Raw genomic sequence first — 20,246 nt, 5'->3', positions numbered from 1 at the left:
GGCACTCCAGCAATGGCAGCCTTGTAGGCTACAAACATCCTGAGCTGGTAGAACGCCCAGTTGTTAGTCCTGCGCCGCTCAGTCTTGCTGCGAGGCTTCTGATTCAGGCGCTCTCGAATGCCTGTCAAGTCTTCAAAAGCCAGTGCCGCACCAATAGCCTGGGCATCCCTGACCAAGGTTTTGCTAATGTTGTGGTTCAGCCATGTCTGGTAGCGCCGTTCTCTCCCAGAGAGCCTTCTCAGCAGCCGCCTAGAGCTGCGAGTGCGTTTGGATTGAACCTTGGCGCGTACACGGCTGAACCGGTCACGGACGGCCTGGATGTGTTCTCCACTCCAAGAACGTCCGTTGCTAGCGGTGGCAATATCCCGCCTGCCCAAGTCAACTCCGATTACCTTTGGAGTTTTGCCGGTCGGGGGAGTGTCTAGCTCAATAGCAATGTTGATATAGTAGTCACCTTGCTTGGTCTTGGACAGAGTAGCGCTGGTGGGCGCTTGCCCCCGCAAGAGCGCTATCTGGTAGCCACCGATCTTGAGTTTGAGCCAGACTCGCCCGCTCAACAGAGTCACACCAACAGTCTGTTCAGACTCCCGGTACTTAAAAGTGCGAGCGTCCAAAGTCAGACTGGTGGGGCGGAACTTGTGGACTTGCTTCACTGCCTTGGCATTGCTAATCACCCGACGGAGCGCCTGACAGACGTGGTTGGCCTTCAGCCCCGTTGCTGCCCTTACCGGCCGATAGACCAAGTGGTGCAGCTTGGCGGTATTCCAGCACTTCTCGCGCTTGGCGGTATCCAAGATCTGGTTGCAAGCGTCAGCAAATCCCTGCAAGGTGCGGTCAATCTCTTGACGCAACTCTTGTGGGACTATCAGCTTGCAACGTACCGATATAGTCTGGCTCATGGGCCTATCGTAGCTCATCCAGACTTTGACCAGCAAACCTATATAGAGGAGGACTTTCCTCCCGACACCAAGCCTGCGGCTATGGTGCGGGCCTCCAGCCCGAAAATTCGGTGACTGTCTATCAAGTAAAGCCCCGCCTACTGATGTTCGAAGACGTTACTGAAGCCCAACAGATCCAGCTCTACCAAAGTAGGCAAATGTTGGAAACACTGCTGCGCCAACTCCCAGCGTTCTTCCCGCCGTAACATCTCCGCCAACTTGTGGCGCACCGGGATCAAATAGCGAACATCGTTGGCGGCATATTCCAGCTGTTCGGCGGATAGCGCGTGAACGGCCCCCCAGTCGGAGCTTTGGGCAGCTTTGTTGAGTTCGACCCCGCACAGCTCGCTCACCACATCTTTGAGGCTGTGTTTGCTGGTGTAGGTGCGGGCCAGTTTGCTGGCAATTTTGGTACAAAAGACAGGCCACGCCCGGATCCCCAGGTGATAGCGCAGCATCGCCAGGTCAAAGCGGGCGTAGTGGAAAATCTTTTCAATGTTGGGATCCGTCAGCAGCCCTGCCAGAAGGGGGGCCTGCTTTACTCCACGGCTCAACCGCAACAGCACCACCTCACCGGCGGAGTTGGCGATTTGCACCACGCAAAGCCTGTCCCGCTGCGGGATCAGCCCCATTGTTTCTGTATCCACGGCCAGGTAAGGTTCCCTGGCCAGGGCCTTTGCCACTGCAGGGGTGAGATCTTCGTCACAGAGCTGAAAAGGTTGCAGGCCCACTCAGGATCTCTCAAAAGGATGTTTTGGCCGTTCAACCAAGCGGCGAAGGCCAGGCAACTACCAGCTAGACTTAACTACGCCTGGCAATAAGCCTCTGTGGGCCATTTCCCGCAGGCTGTTGCGGCACAGGCCGAAATCGCGGAAGTAACCCCGGGGACGCCCGGTTTTCCAGCAGCGGTTGCGCAGGCGTGTGGGCGAGCTGGCCCGAGGGAGTTTTTGCAGTTGGGCGTGCAGCTCCATGCGGGTGGCCTGGTCGATGTTGGGATCGGCCATGGCCGCTTTCAGTTGTTGGCGCTTCTCCCGATACTTCTCGACCAAGCGTTGGCGCTTTTTCTCCCGCTCGATCATGCTCTTTTTAGCCACGGCTCACTGTTTCCCCAGATTTTTCAGCTTCACTAGAATAACGGGGAGCAGCGGCCCCAAGCAAGGGGATCCCAGGCCCGCCCACGGCCATCCTCGCCAATGTTCATCCCTCCTTTTCCGGTCTCCGTAGGATCCCTGAGGCCAGCCCCTCGGCTTGGGGGCAACCTACCTCTACAGGCGAGGTTGGTGTTGGTGATGGCCATTTCCAGAGTGATCCCGTTTATTGCCACCAAGTTTAGGGTTTCCCCAGAGCAGATTGAGGCCACGCGCGTGATTCTCCACAAGCCGCCGGCTCTGTTGGCAGTGCTGAAGTCGGCCTCTCCACTGCCCAAAGAGGTTTTGCAGGATCCCAGTTTGGCCTATATCTATCCTGCCGCCTTCATTCAATGGTCGAAGTGCATGCACGGCTTGGCGGATTGGGACACTGGGCCGGCACTGAGCTACGCCGATTATGTGGCGCAACTGAAGCTGGCCTTCATGCCGACGGATATTGCCCTGAGCGGCCATTAGGGATCCCTTGGGCTGGCCCTTTAGTCTTTGCTCATTCCATTTCGGAAAATGCGCCGAGAAGCCTCGCGGACAAACTCTTTGAGCCAACCGGATTTTTGGGTATTTTGCACCTGGGCCTTAACCACCGCCTGCATCCCCCCTTCGCCCCAGCTTTGGTTGTGCTGGAAGTACTCAATGAAGCTCTTGCCGGCAATGCGGGTGAGATAGCCGGCGCTGGCCGCCTGAATGGGGGCTGTCGCCAGAAAACCGACGACGCTTACCTCGGCAACGGTGGCCAAGATCCCCGTGGTCAGTTGGATCGCTCCTTCCACCAAGCCCAAGCCCGCTAAGGTTTTGGCCAGAGACAAGGCCAGCTCCCGCCCCTGCTGCAGATCCATCTTGCAGCCGTAAAGGGATCCCAGTTCCACCACCATCTGGGCGTTGATGGCGGCAATGGCCAGCAGATCCACCGCCGGGATGGGGTTGGCGAACACCACTCCTGTAACAATCCACTGAAAGCGATCGATCACCTCCTCCGCCTGCCGGCGCAGTTGGGCTTGGAGAATCCGTTTGGCCTCTTCCCCCAACTGTTGCGATTGCAGCAGGGCATTGTCCAAGGCCAGGGATCCCCCCTCGGCATAGAGCACCGCCTGCACGCGATCCCGCACCGCCGCCACCTCCGGCTCCGGTCGCCAGGTTTGGGATCCCACCCGCACAGGGGCTGGAGCAGCGGCAGCTATCAACACATCCTGAGGTGGAATCAGGGGGTAGACCCGCTCCCGCAGGCGTTGCAAGAGGATCTGCCGTTCTTCTGAGGTGTAGCGATCCGCTTTGTTCAGGATCAGCAAGGCCCGCTTGCCCAGGGCGATCAACCGGCGCAAGGGATCCACCTCTGACTGGCGCAGATCCCCATCCACCACCACTAGGAGCAGATCGGCAGCTTGGGCTTGGGCTTGCGCCTCCTGTTCCCGCATCACCCCTGCCGGGCCGATCTCCAAAATGCCGGGGCAATCCACGATCTGCACCGGCTGCGGGATCCCGGGCAAGTTCCAATCGTAACAAGCTACCGCCTGGGTGGTGCCCAGAGTGGCCCCCACCGCCCCCGCCCGCCGCCCCAGCAGCGCGTTCACCAGAGAAGTCTTGCCCGCCGACCCGGTGCCGAAGACCACCACCTTCAGTTGGGGCTGGGCCAATTGTTTGGCCAGTAGGGCCGACCGTTCTGCCAGCGCTGCCCGCGCCACCTGATCCTGGATTTGCGCCATCTGCGCCTCCAGTTGGGCCAAGTTCTGTTGCGCCGCTTTCCGCTTGTCCAAGGCCGTCTCCGGCAAGGCAAGGGGTTGGGTAATTTCCCTCCTGCTGGGGGCGGGTTGGCGAAACAGAAACAAGTAGTAGATGGCAGCGGCCAAAAACACCAGCAGCAGCAGCAGCAGCACCCCGATCAACAGCCCCCCCAAAATCGGGTGGTAACGGGTGGCGTAGTACAGATCGAGAAACGATTGGATTAGCCAAACGATCAGGCCGGTGAACGAGGCCAACAGCGCCAACAACAGCAGCAAGCGCAGGTAAGGGAGCGACCGCATAGGGATCCAAGGCCACAACCGTTCGCGTCAGCGGGACGGAGTCCTTTTGACTCTACCCGCGGCTGAGCCTATTCGGCTACCTAGATGTCGCCCTCTGGCTGCAGGGGCAGGGCTTCTCTATCCGGCTCTTCCTCTTCACAGCGGGATCCCCCCTCAATGACCGGAATGGCCTGCGGATCCCCGTCAACTTTCACCTGCAGATGGCGCAACTGCCATGCCGAGCCCGCCATGCCCCGCTCCGATTCCACAACCACATCGCCGGTGCGCTGGGCCCCTGTAATCAAAAAAGACAGACACACCCAGCCCGCTTCCTCATTTTCCTGAAAACGCAGCCGCGAGGGCCATCCCGGCCTCAAGGGTTCCCCCAGACGTTCCACCACCACAGCATTTTGTTTGAGCTGCTCCACCGCCAACTGGTAGGTGCGATAGGCACCCGAAGTGCGGATCCCATTCCAGATCAGGATCCCTGCCCCCGCCAGCCCCAAGCCCAACACCGCCAGCAGGCCCAAACAGCCGCAGCCACAGCAGCCCAGAGGGACAGCACAGCCGACTGTTTGTGGAGTTTCCGACACGGCCAATCGCCACTACAGAATGCCCCCACACTAACACAACACAAAGCTGGTGCTCATCCTCTATGCCTTCATTGCCGACAAGGTACAGACAAAAAGCCAAGCAACCCTACGCCATTTGTCGGTGACGAACATCGCTTCTCAGTTCCGTATTGCCACAGATATCTGTTACGGCCTCAAACAACAGCTCGAAAAATCATGGGATCAGCACCTCTTTGGCAAGTTCAAGCAACTCACTGTTGAGTCTAATTTTGTACTGCAGTGAGGATTGGATCCCTACGTATCCAATTGTTGGCTCTACTCCCACTTCGATTGGAAAGGCTTGTGAAGCAAGGATTTCAAGCTTTTCGCCTGAATAGGATCTGGATGGATCAGAAAGTCAATGGATACCTGGAAAGCCCTATTTCCTGAACATTGGGAAAGATGACAAAGCGCGCATATCGAATCCGCTATTTGGCGGAGTAAATATCAGGGGGATTTATCGAGAATAAGAGCAGCAAAAGGTCTCAATCCAACCGCATAAACCTATGGATGAAGCGACGACCGTGACCGTGCAGCAGATCATTCAAACCGCCATGATGACCGGTCTGCTCACTGCTGCTCAGGAACACGAACTCAACGTGAGGCTATTCCGAGAGGAGTGCTCCGAAGCCGACCTGTTTCTGCTGCGCCGTTTGCACCGCTGCCTACGCCAGGAATCCATCCGCCAGATCCCGGCTTTGCACAACACCATAGCGGTTGGCCGCTTTGGCCCGCCCCTGCGCCTGGTACCGGACAGAGCCGAGGACGCACAGCCCCAACCTTCTGGGCTGAAACTGGTGCCTAAGCCTAACCCCAAGGTCAGCTAACCGAGATCAACAACGCCAATCCATCAGCAACGCCAACCACAGCTACTGACCGGAAGTCTCGGACAAGGCTGGGGGTGGGGCAACCGCTAGCTGGGGAAAAGAGGGAGTTGAGGTTTTGCTTTCCCCGCCATGCAGCAGCACATAAAAGCAAGGGATCACCAACAACGTCAGCAGCGTCGCCAGGGAAAGGCCGGAAAAGACCACAACCCCCAGCGGCTGTAGCAGTTCGGATCCCTCTCCCCAGCCCAGGGCCAAGGGAAACAGGCCCAGCACCGTCGTCACGGCGGTCATCAGGATCGGGCGCAGCCGCTGCGGGGCAGCCTCTAGCATGGCACTGCGGTAATCCAAGCCCTGTTCCTCCCGGATTTGGTTGGCCAACTCCACCATCAAAATGGCGTTGTTGACCACAATGCCCACCAGCAGCACCGCCCCCACCAGCACCGTAGCGCCCACAGCCGTGCGGGTGAGGAACAAGCCCAGGATCCCGCCGGAGAGAGCCAAGGGCACCGTCAGCATGATCACCAGCGGGTCGAGGAGGGAGTTATACTGCACCGCCATCACCACAAACACCAAAAAAGCTGCCAGGGATCCCAGCAGCAGCAGGTTATTGCGCAGCTCCCGGTTGTTTTCCAAAGCCACGCTGGGCAGGCGGGTCACGCCGGGGGGCAACTCCAAGCCGGATAAGATCCCATCCAGCTCGGCGATGGCGGCACTTTGGCTGGCCCCGGCCCTAAGACTGCCGTTCAAAATGACCACCTGCCGTTGGTTGAGACGGCGAATTTCCCCAGGGGCCTCCCCCATCTGCAACCTGGCCACATCCCCCAAGCGCAGGGGCTGCCCATTCTGCACAACCAAGGGCAGGCGCTCCAGTTGCGAAGGCTGGGTGATGGACGTGGCCGGGCGAACCCGCACATCCAGGAGGCGGTCTCCCTGCTGCAGTTGGGCGGGCACGGATCCCTGCACTGCCGTCTGTACCACCCGGCCTATGTCCTGAAGGCTGAGGCGCAAGGGGGCGGCCCGCTCCCAATCGGGCCAAATCTGGAGTTCCGGTTGGCTGTCATCCGCCTCGGGGCGGAAGGTGGAGAGGGTGGCCTGTTCGTCCAAGGCCCGCAACACTGTGCGGCTGGCCTCTTGAAGCGCCTGGGTGCCTTCCCCTTGAAGCACCACATCCACTTCGGCATTGATGGCAGAGTTACGGGCGGAAAGGCCGCGTACACTGCCCGGAGACAGGCGGATGCGGGATCCCACCAGGTTGAGTTGGCTGACCAGCTCATTCATCCGATCCACAAAGGGCCGCACTGCTGTGCCGGGCTTAAGGGTGATGGTGCTGGTGCCCCGCAGGGGGTTTTCAAAGGTGCTGCCCCCGAAGGCAGATCCGCCTGCGGTGGTGAACACATACTCCACCTCAGGCTGTTGCAGCAGAAGGCGATCCACCTCCTGCATAATGCGGTGGTTGGTATCTAGGGTGGTGCCGGGGGCAAAGTTGGCAGACAGGTTCACCTGCCCGGTGCTGATGCGGGGCAGCAGCTCCTGGTTCAGTTGCCCGGCCATCCAGTAGCTCCCTCCGCCCAGGAGAAGAAATGCCAGCAAGATCGGCAAGGCAGGTCGTTCTAACAGACGGCTCAGCAACCGTTGGTAGGCGTAGGTGCCGCCCAGCATCGCCCGCGCAAAGCTGCGGATCGGGCCCCACTGCCCCAATCCACTGCTGCGGCGAATCGTCAACAGGCGTGAGGTGAGCATGGGCACCACCGTCAGGCCCACCACCAGGGATCCGGCCACAGCAAAGCTGATGGTCAAAATCAGCTCGTTGAAAATCAGCGAAACAAACCCTCCCACCAGCAAAAAGGGCAACACCGACACCAAGTTGGTGGCCGTTGAGGCCACCAGGGCCGATTCCAACTGGCGGCTGCTGCGCTCCGCCTGCTCGAGCACCCGCTGCCCAAACCAACGGGCATCCTGCCGCGGGATCCCTTCTGTTCCTTTAGCGATGGCTTCCAACATCACGATGGCGTTGTCCACCACGATCCCCACCCCCAGGGCCAGGCCCCCCAGGCTGATGATGTTGATGGAAAGGCCGAACAGGCCCATCAGCAACACCGCCATCAGGGTGGCCAGAGGAATGGCCGCCACCACGATCAGGGTCTGGCGCAGGGATCCCAAAAACAGCAGCACCGCCAGCCCGGCCAGCACCCCCCCACTCACGCCGGCAAGAGCCACACTTTGAATCGAGCTGCGGATGAAGCGGGACTCGTCGCCGGTGGGGATCAGGGTCACCTCCGGCGGGATGAGGCCAGCGGCCCGCAGTTGCTCCAGGCGGCGACGGATCCCGTCCACCACGCGGATGGTATTGGCATCGGGCTGCTTTTGAATGCTCAGGCGCACCGCCGGCTCTCCATTCAAGGTTACCCGCACCCCTTCGGCGGCAGGGCGAACAGCCACCGTGGCAAAATCGCGCAGGTGCACCGTTCCTCCGCTGGGGGTGTTGAAGCGCAACGCTTGAATGTCTTCTAGGCTGCGGAACCGGCCCATTGTGCGCGTCAAAGGCTCCAACAGCTCGCCGCGGATCCGACCACCGGCAAGATCCTGGTTGCGGGCTTGCAGTTGGCCGAGCACATCCGCTAGGCCCAGCCCCAGGGCCTGCAGCCGCTCCAAGTCCAGATCCACCTGCACCTCTTCAAGGGTGCCCCCGGCCACATCCACCGTAGCCACCCCCGGCACCACTCCCAGCTCGCGGGCCAACTCTGCTTCAGCAAAGCGGCGCAGCTCCACGCCCGTCAGCCCAGGCGCGCTCAGGGCAAACTCGTAAACAGGCAACTGGGAGGGGTCAAACTTGAACACCGTGGGAGCCGAAACCCCATCCGGCAGCCGCCCTCTGGCCCGGTTCACCGCTGCCGTGGTGTCGTTCAGGGCTTGGTCGATGTTCCCCCCTGGCGCAAAGAAGAGATCCACCCGAACCTGCCCTTCGCGGGTGGTGGAATAGAGCTGTTCCACCCCTTCCACTGTGGAAAGAGAGTCTTCCAAAGGGCGGGTGATCTCCTCAACGGCCACCTCTGGGGTTACTCCCGCCAGCTCCACCCGCACGCCAATACGGGGATAGACAATCGAGGGCAGCAAGTCCACCGGCAGGCGGGTGAGGAAATAGAGGCCCATGACGATCACTGCCAAGGCCAGCATCAGGGTGCCGATGTGGCGGCGGATGGCCAGGCCGCTGAGGCTGAGTCCACTGTTGGCTGGGGTCATGGGTTTGGCTTCCTTGCTATTCAAACTTGCTATTCAGAAACTTGCTATCCAGAGTATTCAGATCAAAATCGTTCGGAGATGACACTCAACTGCACTTCCTGCCCATCTTGGAGAGGAGCAGAGCTGCGCACCACAAACGGTTCGCCAGCCTCCAATCCCGACACAATTTCCACCCGTCCATCCCGCTGTTCTCCCAATTGCACCGGGCGGGCCAACACCCGCGTTACTTCTCCCTGCCGCTCCACCACAAAGACCGTAGCAGAACCCGGCCCATTCTGCTGAATCGCTGTTGCGGGAACGATCACCCGTTGAGCCGCCGGCCCCGTCAATGCCACCCGCGCCAGCAGCCCACTGCCAATGCGTCCGTTGGGATTGGCGATCACCACTTCAACCGGGATCAGACGGGCCTGGGGATCCGCAGCCGGGGAAATGCGGACAATTTGTCCGGCGAAGCTCTGGCCGGGAAAAGCGTCCAATTCCACCCGAACGGCTTGGCCCACCTGTACGCGCGACAACTCCAACTCGGAGAGGGGAAACTCCACCCTCACCTGGCTGAAATCGGCCACCGTCAGTACATCTGCCCCTGAGTTCAAAAAGCTGCCCGGATCCGCCTGCCGGGAGAGCACCACCCCACTTAGGGGTGCTCGCAACTGTGTGTAGGAAAGGCGCTCTTGGGCCTGAGCCACCAAAGATCTCTGCGCTTCCACCTGGCGTTGGGCGGCGATCACGGCTTGTTCTTGGACGCGAACCTGGTCTTCCGCAGAGCGCAAAGCCTGGGCGGCGGTGCGGGCCGCAGTACGAGCTTGCTCCGCCTGCTGGGCAGAAACAGCTCCCTCCTGTGCCAACCGTCCTAGGCGCTCGGCATCGGCTTCCTGTTGTAGAAGATTCAGACGGGCCTGCTCCACTTGGGTGCGGGCATTGCTGAGCTGCGCTTGTGCCTGTGCCACCTGAGATTCTTGCGCTGCCAGTTGGGCCTGGGCCTGGAGAAGAGCAGCCTGCAGCAGCGTGGGATCCAGTTGGCCCAGCAGTTGCCCCTCTTGGACGGGATCCCCGACCTCCACCGATAACTCCAAGAGCAATCCTTCGGTACGGGTTCGCAGCGTGGCTTGCCGCAGGGGCTGGGTAGTGCCGGTGTAACGCAAGTCGGCCCCCAGGGATCCCACCTGGGCTCTGGTCACATCTACCGAGACAGGACGCGGTGCTCCCATCCCTGCTGGACGCTGGGCCCAAAACATCTGGGCATAGACGACAGAGCTAGGAACACCCAAAAACAGCACTAGGCTGAGTGTGCAGGCGTGAGGAAGCTGCCATTGGGGAGAGTAAACCCGGCTCACAGGCACAAGAGAACGACTTGTCGGTTTGGACTGCCCACCTAGCGAAATGGTTCAAACCCAGACGGTGAACTCGTGAACCTTTCAGGGGCTTTACTCTGGCAGACCTTCACAGTTCTACACGATAAAAGGGATCCCTGCCAACCCATTCTCCAGAGAGCCTTTCACCAGCACAAGAGGTTCCTGCAAAGGCAATCTCGAATGAGCTACAGACTTCTACACCACTTCCCCTTATCTCTCTTCATCACTGGGTTCCTTCCGAGTTCAGCCGCTTAGCTGAGCTTTTGAATGGGAGCAATACGGGGATCCAGGATTTTCTGTTGCCCAATACCGGGAAACCTCACCGCAATCGTGACCCGTTCACCGCTGCCGAACACATGGGTAATCTGGCCTTGTCCAAATTGGGGATGTTGCAAGCGATCGCCAATCGCCCACTGTTCTGAACGGCCTTGGCCGGGATTGGGCTTGGCCTTGTGTGCCGTTGCAAGGGGCAGCCCACTGCCGTGGGAAAGCTGTCGAGAAGGGGCTCCGCGCCTGTCGGACTCGATCAACTCTTGAGGTAGCTCACTTAAAAATACGGAAGGAATGGCCGGTTCTCGGTTGCCGTAGAGCATCCTTTCCCTGGCGTGGCTGATATACAACTGCTCACGGGCACGGGTAATGCCCACGTAGCAAAGGCGTCGCTCTTCTTCCAAAGCAGCGGGATCCTCCAAAGCCCGGAAATTGGGAAATAGACCCTGTTCCACCCCCACCAAGAACACAACAGGAAACTCCAAACCTTTGGAAGAGTGCAACGTCATTAGCGAAACTTTCTCAGCGCCTTCCTGAAGGTTGTCCAAGTCGGAAGCCAAAGACACATTGCTCAAAAAAGCCTCAAGGCTGGGATCCTCCTGTTCTTCCTCGAATTGGCGGGCGGCATTGTAAAGTTCCATCACGTTGGCCGCTCTTTCTTCGGCTTCGTCTGTACCCTGTGCCTTGAGATCCTCCAAATAGCCGGAATCCCTTAGCAACCCTTCGATAAGGGTGGCGGCTGAAGTCTGAGAAGCCTGTCGATGCCAATGCTGAATCAACTGAGCAAACTGAATGACAGGCTTAGCCGAACGGCCCGCCAAGCTACTTACAGAGGTTTCATCGCTGAGAATTTCCCACAAAGGCACGTTGAGAGCCGCCGCCGCTTCGGTCAGCTTGTCCAGAGTAGATTTGCCGATGCCACGGCGCGGCACGTTAATAATTCGCAGCAGGCTAAAGGAGTCGGCAGGGTTGGCCACAACCCGCAAATAGGCTAGGACATCCTTAATTTCTTTGCGGTCGTAAAATCGCAGTCCGCCCACCACGGTGTAAGGGATCCCCCACCGCAGCAAGACCTCTTCAAAAGGACGGGATTGAGCGTTGGTGCGGTAGAGAATGGCAAAATCTCCCCAGGAAAAAGCATTGGCATTTTGGCCGTGTAACCGCCGGATGGTATTGACAACAAACTCCGCCTCTGCAATCTCGTCATCCGCCTGATGAAGAAAAATCGGATTTCCTTGCTGACGGGTTGGCCTGAGAACTTTATCAATGCGCTCTGTATTTTTCTCGATGAGAGCGTTAGCTGCCTGCAGAATGGTAGCTGTAGAGCGATAGTTCTCCTCCAGCTTGATCATGGTGCGGGTATCATCATCCGGGAGACCATCTCCAAAGGTCTCTTGAAACTCCAGCAAAATGGTAAAATCTGCCCCGCGAAACCGATAGATGCTTTGATCGGCATCTCCCACCACAAAGATCGATCGGTTTCTCCAATCCAACCGAGATCTGCAGGTCTCGCCGTTGGTGGCCAACAGACGAATCAACTCATACTGAGTGCGGTTGGTGTCTTGGTATTCATCCACCAAAATGTGTCGAAATCGTTGGTGCCAGTAAGCCAACACCTGCTCGTTTTGTCGAAAAAGCTGCACTGGTATCCAAATCAAGTTATCAAAGTCCAGAGCATTGTTGGCTGCCAGTTGGTCTTCATAGATTTCGTAAACTTGGGCAATGGTACGGCCACGGAAGTTGGGCTGATTGCGCTCCAGGTCGGCAGGAGTCCAACCTTGGTTTTTGGCATTGCTAATGGCGTAGCGTACCGACCTTGGGTCAAACTTGCGCTCATCCAAGTTCAGTTGCTTGGTTACAATCTCCTTCACCAGAGATTGAGCATCTGATTCATCGAAGATCGAGAAGTGGCGAGTCCACTTGCGCCCCTTGGGATCCTGATATTTTTCGATCTCCAGGCGCAGGATCTGGGCAAATAAGCTGTGGAAAGTGCCGATCCAAAGGGGTTTAATCAGCCGATGGTAAACGCTGGATTTCAGCCGGGTGACTTGGGCTGGCTCCAATTGCTCCAGCGGGATCCCAAATTGTTCTTGAGCTTCTTGCTCGGCAAAGAGCTGCTCAATGCGCTCTTTCATCTCACGGGCAGCCTTATTGGTGAAGGTCACGGCCAAAATTTCTCCTGGATCCACCCGATAGTGGCGAACCAGGTAGGCAATGCGGTGGGTGAGGGCGCGCGTCTTGCCGGAACCTGCCCCCGCCACCACCAGCAGCGGGCCACAAAAGTGTTGCACCGCTTGCCGTTGAGAAGGGTTGAGGGCATCCAGCAAAGAGGCGTGAGTCATGGCCAGCAAACCAGAAACTGCCTTCCATTATGGGCACCAACCCAATGGGGATGAGAAGCCGAGAGGTCATTTTGGAACGCCAAAGATGAAGATCGGTTAAGATTTGGCCGGCCCGCTCCAGAACTCCCCGCCATGAACCGAGTGCTGTCCTGCTGCTGTGCCCCGGCTAACCGCTGCTGGCTTTGCTTGCCAAAGAGACTTGTCGCTTCGGGGTTTGTCACCCTTGTCCTGCTTTTGGCGGGCGCGTTCGATCCCGTTCAAGCCGGCAACTGCCCCAGCAATGGTAACCGTGATGAATCTCTGGCTTTCAAAGTGGAGAGCGTTTTCGGAGGGCAGCTTGACTTAAGTCGGTACGACGGCATTCAAGCGCTGATCCTGACCAACAGCCAAACCCGCTCGCAATCGGAAGCCCTCTCCAAAAGTTTGGCCCTGGAGTTCGGGCGAAACCCCCGACTGCGACAGATTGTGCTGGTAGATGGTAGGGGGCTGCTGTTGGTGCGAAATTTGGTTTTGCAGGTCATCCGAGAGAGCGTGCCGACGGATCCTCGTTTGGTTTCTCCATTTGTGTACGTCTCTGTCGATTTTGAGGGAGAAACCATCCAGAAGCTGCAAGAAATAGCCGCTGCAACCTTGCCTGGGATCAATTTTCGCCAACAGGCCGCTTTGCTGCTTTTGGACGGCCAGGGAACTCTTCTGAGCGGATTTGCCGACTTGGAGCGATCCAACCTCAGCATTCGCCGGTGCATTCGCACCCTCATCGGATAGTCCCACCTCCTTTTCACACCGGGAACGTCTCTTTTCTGCCGCTCTGGCCCAACCGTTAGACTGGTCATACCGGTCATGTTGAAGCTTTGAGTCAACCGGTCGAACGACGGCTCTCTGTTCGCGGGATCCCATGCGCCGCCAGCTCAAAATCTTGAACCAAATCCTCGATTACAAGCTTGCCAACTTGCGGCTGTTTGGCCGAGCCGAGCTGAAGGGGCCTGTTCTCAACGTGCTGCTGGAACGGCTGCCGGGCGATGTGGTGGATACCCTGCAGGTGATGGAGGTGGTGCGCAGTGCGGTGGAAGCCTCTCTGCTGCAAGGGTTGCGCAAGGTCAACGTTTACCTTTGGTGCCGCGGACAAACTGAAGAAGCGCCGGAGTGGAGCGAAAGCTTTGCTGTAGAGCCATTGGTCTTGGCCCACCCCAAGGAGCTCCGAAGCCTTGCTTTCAACTATCGACAAGACTATCCCGGCATGCGGGTGCTGTTTTTCTGCCTGGGCCTTTGTCTGGGCGGCTTTTACCTGTTGGGGGGCTGGGAGCAGACAGGTTGGATCGATTGGATCCCCGTAGGACTGGCCTTCGCCTTGGGGGTGATCTTCCCCTGGCTCAAACGCTCCCTCAGCCAGTTTGTACACCCTCTATTTCTCCGCCTTGGCCTGGGCTTGGGCTTGGTCTTATTGGGCCTGGCAGTGGCGCTGATCTGGCGGCAGGGCTGGAGCGTTGCCTATGGGATCCTCGGCCTGCTGGCCATCCTCCTGTTGGGTCTGGGAGCCTAGTTCTCAACCGGCAGTGGTGCCGCTGAAGACGTGTAGGGCAGGGCCGGTCATCCACACGTGCTGTGTGCTCGGATCCCAGCGAATTTCCAGATTTCCTCCCGGCAGTTCCACCGTAGCTTGCGGTTCTGCCCGCTCTTCCAAGACAGCAGCCACCAAAGTGGCACAGGCACCCGTCCCACAGGCCAGCGTTGCCCCTGCTCCCCGTTCCCAAACCCGTAGGCGCAGACGAGTCGGGCTGAGCACCTGCACAAATTCGGTGTTGGTGCGCTCAGGAAAGGCCGGATGATGCTCAAACAGGGGGCCCACAGCTGCCAAGTCCAGCTCCTCCAGGGATCCCTCTTCTTCCAGGAAGACCACACAATGGGGGTTGCCCATGCTCACCGCCGTCACCCGCCACTCTCGCCCGGCCACTGCAAGCGGCTGCCGAATGACCTTCTCATCCGGTTCGACCAAGGTGGTGGGGATCTGCTTGGCCAAAAGGCGAGGGATCCCCATGTCCACTGTGACCAGCCCATCTGCCCGCACCTGCGGCACGATTCGCCCCGCCAAGGTGTGGATCTGGTAGGCGCCATCCCGACCTGGGATCCCCAAGTCCTGCAGAAAGCGGGCCAAACAGCGGATCCCATTGCCGCACATCTCCGCCTCGGAACCATCGCTGTTGAAGAGGCGCATGCTAAAGTCCGCCCCCTCCTGCCCTGGCAGCAGGAAAATAACTCCATCGGCTCCTACCCCAAAGCGGCGATCGCAAAGGGCGACGGCCTCTTCCGGGCTCAAGCAGGGCTGAGACTGCCGGCGGTTGTCCACCAGGATAAAATCGTTCCCCAAACCCTGGTACTTGTGAAAAGAGAGATGGGGGATCAGCCGAGCAGACATTTACCCAGATATCCCAACGACAAGCTTTAATCCTCGTGCATCTCGTAGGGATCCTGCAAGTCCTTGGAAGGGGGGCCAAAGGCCGTGTAGATGGCAAACGCGGTGATGCAGATGGTGACTGCCGCAATCGCCACAATTAGGGAAAAGGTGGGTTCCATATCTAAGTCTGAGTCCTCAGATCCTGAGAGCGTTCGACTACAGTATTACACAAGTTTACAATTCATTGCTCAAGGCAAAAGGGGTTGGCCAGATTCTGATAGCGTGATTTTAATGGGGTGGCTGTCTGGGCGGTGCCGAGCACCAAGGATCCACCGCCCGGGTTGGTCATCTTCGACTTCATCAATGTGTTCTGTTCCTAACTTACTGCGAGAACCTATGGCCATTCGTACCAGACTGGGCGATCTGCTGCGTCCCCTCAACTCGGAATACGGTAAAGTGGCTCCCGGCTGGGGCACCACGCCCCTGATGGCGGTCTTCATGGCCCTATTTGCCGTCTTCCTGTTGATCATCCTGCAGATTTACAACAAGTCGCTGCTCTTGGAAGACATTAACGTCTCCTGGGAGAGCCTCAGCTTTTGAGTTCCCAGGCCCTACTCTGGGGAAAGTCCCTGTCCCGCCAAAGAGCTGCCCAGCGGGAGCAGGATAGTTTCCGTCATCTCCTAAGCCGATGCCTTCAGGGTGCTGGCTCCAGGCGCAGCAGGGATCCATTCGGGGCGTCCGTCAACAGGTAAAGGAGTCCATCCGGCCCCTGCCGCACATCGCGAATGCGGCCCACCGCCCCCTCTAAGAGACGCTCTTCTGCCACCACGCGCTCTCCATCCAGTACCAGACGGGCCAAGTGTTGCCCGGCCAGCGCCCCCACAAACAGGTTGCCCCGCCATTCTGGGAAAGCCTCTCCCGTGTAGAAAGTCATGCCAGAAGAAGCGATAGAGGGCGTCCAGTGCAGCAGAGGGGAAGCCAAGCCGGGAGCTGCCGCCAGTCCTTGGCCGACGGGTTCTCCCGTATATTCTCGACCGTGGGTGATTAGGGGCCAGCCGTAGTTGACGCCGGGGGCCAAGATGTTGATCTCGTCCCCACCCTGCGGCCCATGTTCATGGGACCAAATTGCCCCTGTTTCAGGGTGGCGGGCCATTCCCTGAATGTTGCGGTGGCCATAGGTAAAAGTTTCCGGCAAAGCCCCTGCTTGGCCGACAAATGGGTTGTCCGCCGGGATCCCGCCCGCATCCGTAATGCGCAACACTTTACCGGCAGCATCCCCCAAATCTTGGGCTCGATCCCGTTCTCCCCGGTCTCCGGTGCTGATGTAGAGGAATCCTTCTTCGTCAAAGACCAAACGGGAGCCAAAGTGCTGCCGGGCAGGGGTTTTGCGCTCCATATCAAAAATCACTTCCAGATCCTGTAGGCCCCCTTCCCCCAGACGGGCTCGCGCCACCCGCGTGCCTCCCCCACCGGGCCCAGGCGCTGCATAAGACAGATAAGTCCAGCCGTTCTCTGCATGGTTGGGGTGCAAGGCGATGTCCAGCAGGCCCCCCTGCCCCTGGGCAAACACCTCGGGCACACCGGCTATTGGCTGGGGATCCAACCCCTGGTCGGTAACCCGGCGCAGCCGGCCTGGTCGTTCGGTTACCACGATTGTCCCATCTGGCAGAAAGGCCATCCCCCAGGGATGCTCCAGCCCGGTTGCCAGAGTCACGACCCGAAAACGCTGCTCTGTTCTGGCTCTGGGTAGGGCTTGGGCATGCTCCCCCCGTTGCAGGGCCATCACCGTTTCAGGGCTGACCGGATAGGCCACCACGGCAGGGGGGGCGGACAACCCTCCCAAAAGCAGTAGCGCGGAGAGAAGTTTGCTCGCCGGGATCCTCATGGCCATTGCCGCCTCGTTTTCGCGATGGATTCTGGGATCTGAGCTAACCGATTATTGCCGCTGCTCTTCTGGAGAGGGGTACCGATGAGGGTAAAACCCACTGCGGACCAGAGTGGGCAACCCGCTGTTCCCTCCCGGCCATAGGCTAGCCTTGAGAGCAGCAATCTGTCCCCAAAGCATGCTGGAACCTGGCGAGATCTTGGGACTCGATCCCGCGGGCGCGAACGGCCAATCCCCCGCCCGCCCGCCCCAAAGGCCAACCTGCGGATCCCTGCAGCAGCTCCAGCCCCACTCCAGAGGGATCCACCTCATCTGTGCCCAGGGCCGCTGGTCTATGCAGGTGCTCACCCCCCGTCTGTTTCGGCTGCGCTTTAGCCCCAGCGGAGCGTTTTTGCCCCGTCGTTCTTGGGATGTTGCCCTAGCCGACGAAGAGTGGCCGCCGACTTCCTTTCAACTGCAGGAAAGCCCTGCCCAAGTCCACCTGTCCACCTCGCTGGTGCAAGTCCGCATCGACCGGGATCCCATCCGGTTTAGTTTTCAAGATTCTCAAGGGCAAGAGTTCTGCGCCGATGTCTCCTCTGGGCTTACCTGGGGATCCGATAGCATCCGCCTGGTCAAACACCTCCACCCTGCCGAGCACATCTATGGCTTAGGGGAACGGGCGGGGCTACTCAACAAACGGGGTCGGCGCTACAGCCACTGGACTCGCGACTGCTGGAACTACGACGCCCACAGCGACAATCTCTACCAGGCCATTCCCTTCGCCCTGTTTCTTCGCCCCAACCTCTGCTACGGGCTCTTCCTGCACTGCACCCACTGGAGCCAGTTCGACCTGGGCCAGATCGATCCCGAGCAGTGGGCCATCGAGGTGCGCGCCCCCGAGCTGGATTACTACCTGATCTACGGCCCCACCCCGGCCTTGGTGCTCGAGACCTACACCCAACTCACTGGGCGGCCTCCCCTTCCTCCCCTCTGGGCCTTGGGCTACCAACAGTGCCGCTGGAGCTACGCCAGCGCCGCCCAGGTTCAAACCGTTGCGCAGCAATTTCGCCAGCGGCAGATCCCCTGCGACGTCATTTACTTGGATATCGACTACATGCGCGGCTACCGCGTCTTCACCTGGGATCCCCGCCGCTTCCCCGAACCGGCCCGGCTCATGGCCCAACTCCACGAGGCTGGCTTCCGGGTGGTAGCCATTGTGGATCCCGGCGTCAAGTTCGAGCCCGAAGCCGACTACGCCGTCTTCGACGAGGGCTTGGCCCAGGATTTCTTTATCCGCCGCGCCGACAGCCACCTCTTCCATGGCTACGTTTGGCCAGGCAAAGTCCTCTTTCCCGACTTCTTGCGCCCCGGAGTGCGGCAGTGGTGGGGATCCTGGCAACGGGTTCTCACCCAAGCCGGTGTGGATGGCATCTGGAACGACATGAACGAGCCGGCCCTCAACGACCGCCCCTTTGGAGACGGCGGCCAGATCGTCGATATCCCCCTCGATGCCCCCCAAGGCCCACCCGACGAACCCACCACCCACGCCGAAGTTCACAACCTGTACGGCCTGCTGATGACACGCGCTTCCCGTGAAGGCTTGGAACAGCTCAACCCCAACCGGCGCCCCTTCGTGCTGACTCGCTCCGGCTTTGCTGGGATCCAGCGCTGGGCTGCCGTCTGGACAGGCGACAACCAATCCTCCTGGGAACACCTGGAGATGTCCCTGCCCATGCTCCTAAACCTGGGCCTGTCGGGAGTTAGCTTTGTCGGCGCGGACATCGGCGGCTTCGGTGGCAATGCCACTCCCGAGCTGTTTGCCCGTTGGATGCAAATGGGAATTCTTTACCCCCTCATGCGCGGCCACAGCGCCCTGGGCACCCGCCCCCACGAGCCCTGGAGCTTTGGCCCAGAGATTGAAGCCATCTGCCGGCAGGCCATTCAGTTGCGTTACCAGCTGCTGCCCTACCTCTACAGCCTCTTTTGGGAGTCCAGCCAAACCGGATCCCCCATCTTGCGCCCCCTTCTCTACGAGTTTCCCGACGATCCGCAAACCTACGAGATCTCAGATCAAGCCATGCTGGGATCCGCCCTCCTAGCTGCCCCTGTGGTTCGGCCTGGCGTGCGGTGCCGCGCTGTTTACCTACCCCAGGGCACTTGGTTTGATTGGTGGACAGGTCAGGCCCACACCGGCCCCCGCTACATTCTCGTCCCTGCCCCTCTCGAACAACTGCCGCTGTTTGTGCGGGGTGGCTCCGTTCTGCCTTTAGCTCCCCCCTGCCCGTCCACCGCCCACCTGCGCCGTGACCAACCGCACCTCAAACTCTACCCCGGCAACGGCAGCTTCACCCTCTACGAAGACGACGGGGAAACCCTCGCCCATCGAGCAGGAGCCTGGGCCACCACCCTCTTCCGCTTGCGACAGCAAAATGGCCAGCTCATTCTGGAGATCGAGGCCCGCCAGGGCAACTGGAGCCCGCCCCAGCGTAGCTGGCTTCTGGAGCCCCTTGGCCACACTCCCCTCTCCCTGCCGGACACCGGACAGCCGCAACGGGTTCTCTGGCCCACCCCAGAGGATCCCCCGTTTAGCTAATCGCCCTCACGGCCTCCAGCAGCTCCCGGTTGTCTCGCTTGAACAAGGGCAGCCACTCCACATGCTGGTAGCGTAGGATCCCTTGGCTATCCACCAAAAAATAGGCCCGCCGCGTCCCCAGCAGGCTGTCCACCCCGTACTGCTGGCTCACGGTTCTGTCCACATCGCTCAGCAAAGGAAACTCCAGCTTAAGCTGCTCGGCAAAGGCTTGGTGCCTGGAGAGGGGATCGCTGCTGATCCCCAAGATCTCGCAGCCCGCGGCCCGGAAAGCTTCCCAATCCTCCCGAAAGCAACGCATCTCGCTCGTGCATACCGGGGAAAAATCCGCCGGGTAAAAGGCCAGCAACACCTTGCTCTTGCCCCGGTAGGCCGCCAGTGAAATCTGGGCTCCCTTTTGGATCCCTTTCCCCACCGCAGGCAAGCTAAAGTCAGGAGCAACAGCCCCAATCACAATCCCCATAAACCCGTCTGACCCAAACTAAGCTCACTTCAACAGTCTAGCGGTGGATCCGGATCCCTTCTGGCTTCAAAAAATTTTGGGTTGGATATCTTGACGTGGGGGTGGTGGTGGGGATAGGGTAGTAAAGCGCTGATGAGGCCACCCAGCCCCGGCGCCCCAGAACCTTGACAAGTAACTCGTTCAGTCAACCATCGCCAAGCAGCACAGCAGGC

Annotated in this window: 18 protein-coding genes; 6 read left to right on the top strand and 12 right to left on the bottom strand. The window is 59.4% G+C overall.

Translation table 11 applies throughout. From position 1 onward, the window contains the following. The 3 genes from NW870_RS10675 to rpsN all read right to left on the bottom strand — a co-directional run. A partial coding sequence (locus tag NW870_RS10675) for an RNA-guided endonuclease TnpB family protein (RefSeq protein WP_414375256.1) occupies positions 1–899 on the bottom strand: 899 nt, incomplete at its 3' end. A 137-nt stretch (positions 900–1,036) separates the two neighbouring features. Further along, positions 1,037–1,669 (bottom strand): ribonuclease D, encoded by a 633-nt coding sequence (locus NW870_RS10670; RefSeq protein WP_414375254.1) that lies wholly within the window; start codon positions 1,667–1,669, stop codon positions 1,037–1,039. A 57-nt stretch (positions 1,670–1,726) separates the two neighbouring features. Then, positions 1,727–2,032, bottom strand: a complete 306-nt coding sequence (rpsN, locus tag NW870_RS10665) for a 30S ribosomal protein S14 (protein ID WP_011432985.1) — start codon at positions 2,030–2,032, stop codon at positions 1,727–1,729. A 195-nt stretch (positions 2,033–2,227) separates the two neighbouring features. On the opposite strand from rpsN, the gene NW870_RS10660 reads away from it, so the two are divergent. After that, positions 2,228–2,542 carry a hypothetical protein gene (locus tag NW870_RS10660; RefSeq protein ID WP_414344672.1) on the top strand — a complete coding sequence of 105 codons (315 nt, stop codon included), beginning with the start codon at positions 2,228–2,230 and terminating at the stop codon, positions 2,540–2,542. A gap of 20 nt (positions 2,543–2,562) precedes the next feature. Here NW870_RS10660 and NW870_RS10655 read toward each other — a convergent pair whose 3' ends face one another. After that, entirely contained in the window at positions 2,563–4,101 is a 1,539-nt protein-coding gene (locus NW870_RS10655) for a YcjF family protein (protein ID WP_414375252.1), read from the bottom strand. 80 nt (positions 4,102–4,181) lie between these two features. Further along, positions 4,182–4,673, bottom strand: a complete 492-nt coding sequence (locus NW870_RS10650) for a cytochrome c oxidase assembly factor Coa1 family protein (RefSeq protein ID WP_414356050.1) — start codon at positions 4,671–4,673, stop codon at positions 4,182–4,184. Between the two features lie 524 nt (positions 4,674–5,197). Between NW870_RS10650 and NW870_RS10645 the strand changes: the two genes are divergently transcribed. Further along, a complete protein-coding gene (locus tag NW870_RS10645) occupies positions 5,198–5,518 on the top strand; it encodes a hypothetical protein (protein ID WP_414356049.1) in 321 nt (106 codons plus the stop codon). A 42-nt stretch (positions 5,519–5,560) separates the two neighbouring features. Here the strand turns inward: NW870_RS10645 and NW870_RS10640 are convergent, their stop codons facing one another. The 3 genes from NW870_RS10640 to pcrA all read right to left on the bottom strand — a co-directional run bounded on the left by NW870_RS10640 (position 5,561) and on the right by pcrA (position 12,722). Continuing rightward, positions 5,561–8,758 carry an efflux RND transporter permease subunit gene (locus NW870_RS10640; RefSeq protein ID WP_414375250.1) on the bottom strand — a complete coding sequence of 1,066 codons (3,198 nt, stop codon included), beginning with the start codon at positions 8,756–8,758 and terminating at the stop codon, positions 5,561–5,563. Positions 8,759–8,820: 62 nt separating this feature from the next. Further along, on the bottom strand, positions 8,821–10,092 hold the full coding sequence (locus tag NW870_RS10635) for an efflux RND transporter periplasmic adaptor subunit (RefSeq protein ID WP_414375249.1): 1,272 nt from the start codon (positions 10,090–10,092) through the stop codon (positions 8,821–8,823). Between the two features lie 269 nt (positions 10,093–10,361). Beyond that, entirely contained in the window at positions 10,362–12,722 is a 2,361-nt protein-coding gene (pcrA, locus tag NW870_RS10630) for a DNA helicase PcrA (protein ID WP_414375248.1), read from the bottom strand. Between the two features lie 186 nt (positions 12,723–12,908). Here pcrA and NW870_RS10625 point away from each other — a divergent pair, with 186 nt between their 5' ends. Both NW870_RS10625 and NW870_RS10620 read left to right on the top strand, forming a co-directional pair. Continuing rightward, complete coding sequence (locus NW870_RS10625; protein WP_414375247.1) at positions 12,909–13,487, top strand: hypothetical protein; 579 nt, start codon at positions 12,909–12,911, stop codon at positions 13,485–13,487. Positions 13,488–13,617: 130 nt separating this feature from the next. Next, positions 13,618–14,262: a hypothetical protein gene (locus NW870_RS10620; RefSeq protein WP_414375245.1), complete on the top strand. Its 645-nt coding sequence runs from the start codon at positions 13,618–13,620 to the stop codon at positions 14,260–14,262. Positions 14,263–14,265: 3 nt separating this feature from the next. Here the strand turns inward: NW870_RS10620 and dapF are convergent, their stop codons facing one another. After that, the gene (gene dapF, locus NW870_RS10615; protein ID WP_414356040.1) at positions 14,266–15,135 is read right to left on the bottom strand and encodes a diaminopimelate epimerase; all 870 of its coding nucleotides are present in this window, start codon (positions 15,133–15,135) and stop codon (positions 14,266–14,268) included. Between the two features lie 26 nt (positions 15,136–15,161). Next, the gene (psbN, locus tag NW870_RS10610; RefSeq protein ID WP_011432995.1) at positions 15,162–15,293 is read right to left on the bottom strand and encodes a photosystem II reaction center protein PsbN; all 132 of its coding nucleotides are present in this window, start codon (positions 15,291–15,293) and stop codon (positions 15,162–15,164) included. Positions 15,294–15,510: 217 nt separating this feature from the next. On the opposite strand from psbN, the gene psbH reads away from it, so the two are divergent. Then, positions 15,511–15,714 (top strand): photosystem II reaction center phosphoprotein PsbH, encoded by a 204-nt coding sequence (gene psbH, locus NW870_RS10605; protein WP_011432996.1) that lies wholly within the window; start codon positions 15,511–15,513, stop codon positions 15,712–15,714. A 94-nt stretch (positions 15,715–15,808) separates the two neighbouring features. Here the strand turns inward: psbH and NW870_RS10600 are convergent, their stop codons facing one another. Continuing rightward, on the bottom strand, positions 15,809–16,948 hold the full coding sequence (locus NW870_RS10600) for a PQQ-dependent sugar dehydrogenase (protein WP_414375243.1): 1,140 nt from the start codon (positions 16,946–16,948) through the stop codon (positions 15,809–15,811). A 229-nt stretch (positions 16,949–17,177) separates the two neighbouring features. Between NW870_RS10600 and NW870_RS10595 the strand changes: the two genes are divergently transcribed. Continuing rightward, positions 17,178–19,574 carry a glycoside hydrolase family 31 protein gene (locus NW870_RS10595; protein WP_414375242.1) on the top strand — a complete coding sequence of 799 codons (2,397 nt, stop codon included), beginning with the start codon at positions 17,178–17,180 and terminating at the stop codon, positions 19,572–19,574. Here the strand turns inward: NW870_RS10595 and NW870_RS10590 are convergent. Further along, entirely contained in the window at positions 19,567–20,034 is a 468-nt protein-coding gene (locus NW870_RS10590; RefSeq protein ID WP_011432999.1) for a peroxiredoxin family protein, read from the bottom strand. The two genes, NW870_RS10595 and NW870_RS10590, sit on opposite strands and share 8 nt — an antisense overlap. Positions 20,035–20,246: the final 212 nt, after the last annotated feature.

This window comes from Synechococcus sp. R50.1 (assembly GCF_047462115.1).
Taxonomy (GTDB): domain Bacteria; phylum Cyanobacteriota; class Cyanobacteriia; order Thermostichales; family Thermostichaceae; genus Thermostichus.
This window is presented reverse-complemented; position numbering and strand designations above follow the sequence as displayed.

What these genes read in the sequence shown, in the direction of transcription:
- NW870_RS10660 (WP_414344672.1), top strand. Translation starts at nt 2,228, where the DNA reads ATGGCCATTTCCAGAGTGATCCCGTTTATTGCCACCAAGTTTAGGGTT.
- NW870_RS10655 (WP_414375252.1), bottom strand. Translation starts at nt 4,101, where the DNA reads ATGCGGTCGCTCCCTTACCTGCGCTTGCTGCTGTTGTTGGCGCTGTTG.
- NW870_RS10645 (WP_414356049.1), top strand. Translation starts at nt 5,198, where the DNA reads ATGGATGAAGCGACGACCGTGACCGTGCAGCAGATCATTCAAACCGCC.
- NW870_RS10640 (WP_414375250.1), bottom strand. Translation starts at nt 8,758, where the DNA reads ATGACCCCAGCCAACAGTGGACTCAGCCTCAGCGGCCTGGCCATCCGC.
- pcrA (WP_414375248.1), bottom strand. Translation starts at nt 12,722, where the DNA reads ATGACTCACGCCTCTTTGCTGGATGCCCTCAACCCTTCTCAACGGCAA.
- NW870_RS10620 (WP_414375245.1), top strand. Translation starts at nt 13,618, where the DNA reads ATGCGCCGCCAGCTCAAAATCTTGAACCAAATCCTCGATTACAAGCTT.
- dapF (WP_414356040.1), bottom strand. Translation starts at nt 15,135, where the DNA reads ATGTCTGCTCGGCTGATCCCCCATCTCTCTTTTCACAAGTACCAGGGT.
- psbN (WP_011432995.1), bottom strand. Translation starts at nt 15,293, where the DNA reads ATGGAACCCACCTTTTCCCTAATTGTGGCGATTGCGGCAGTCACCATC.
- psbH (WP_011432996.1), top strand. Translation starts at nt 15,511, where the DNA reads ATGGCCATTCGTACCAGACTGGGCGATCTGCTGCGTCCCCTCAACTCG.
- NW870_RS10595 (WP_414375242.1), top strand. Translation starts at nt 17,178, where the DNA reads ATGCTGGAACCTGGCGAGATCTTGGGACTCGATCCCGCGGGCGCGAAC.
- NW870_RS10590 (WP_011432999.1), bottom strand. Translation starts at nt 20,034, where the DNA reads ATGGGGATTGTGATTGGGGCTGTTGCTCCTGACTTTAGCTTGCCTGCG.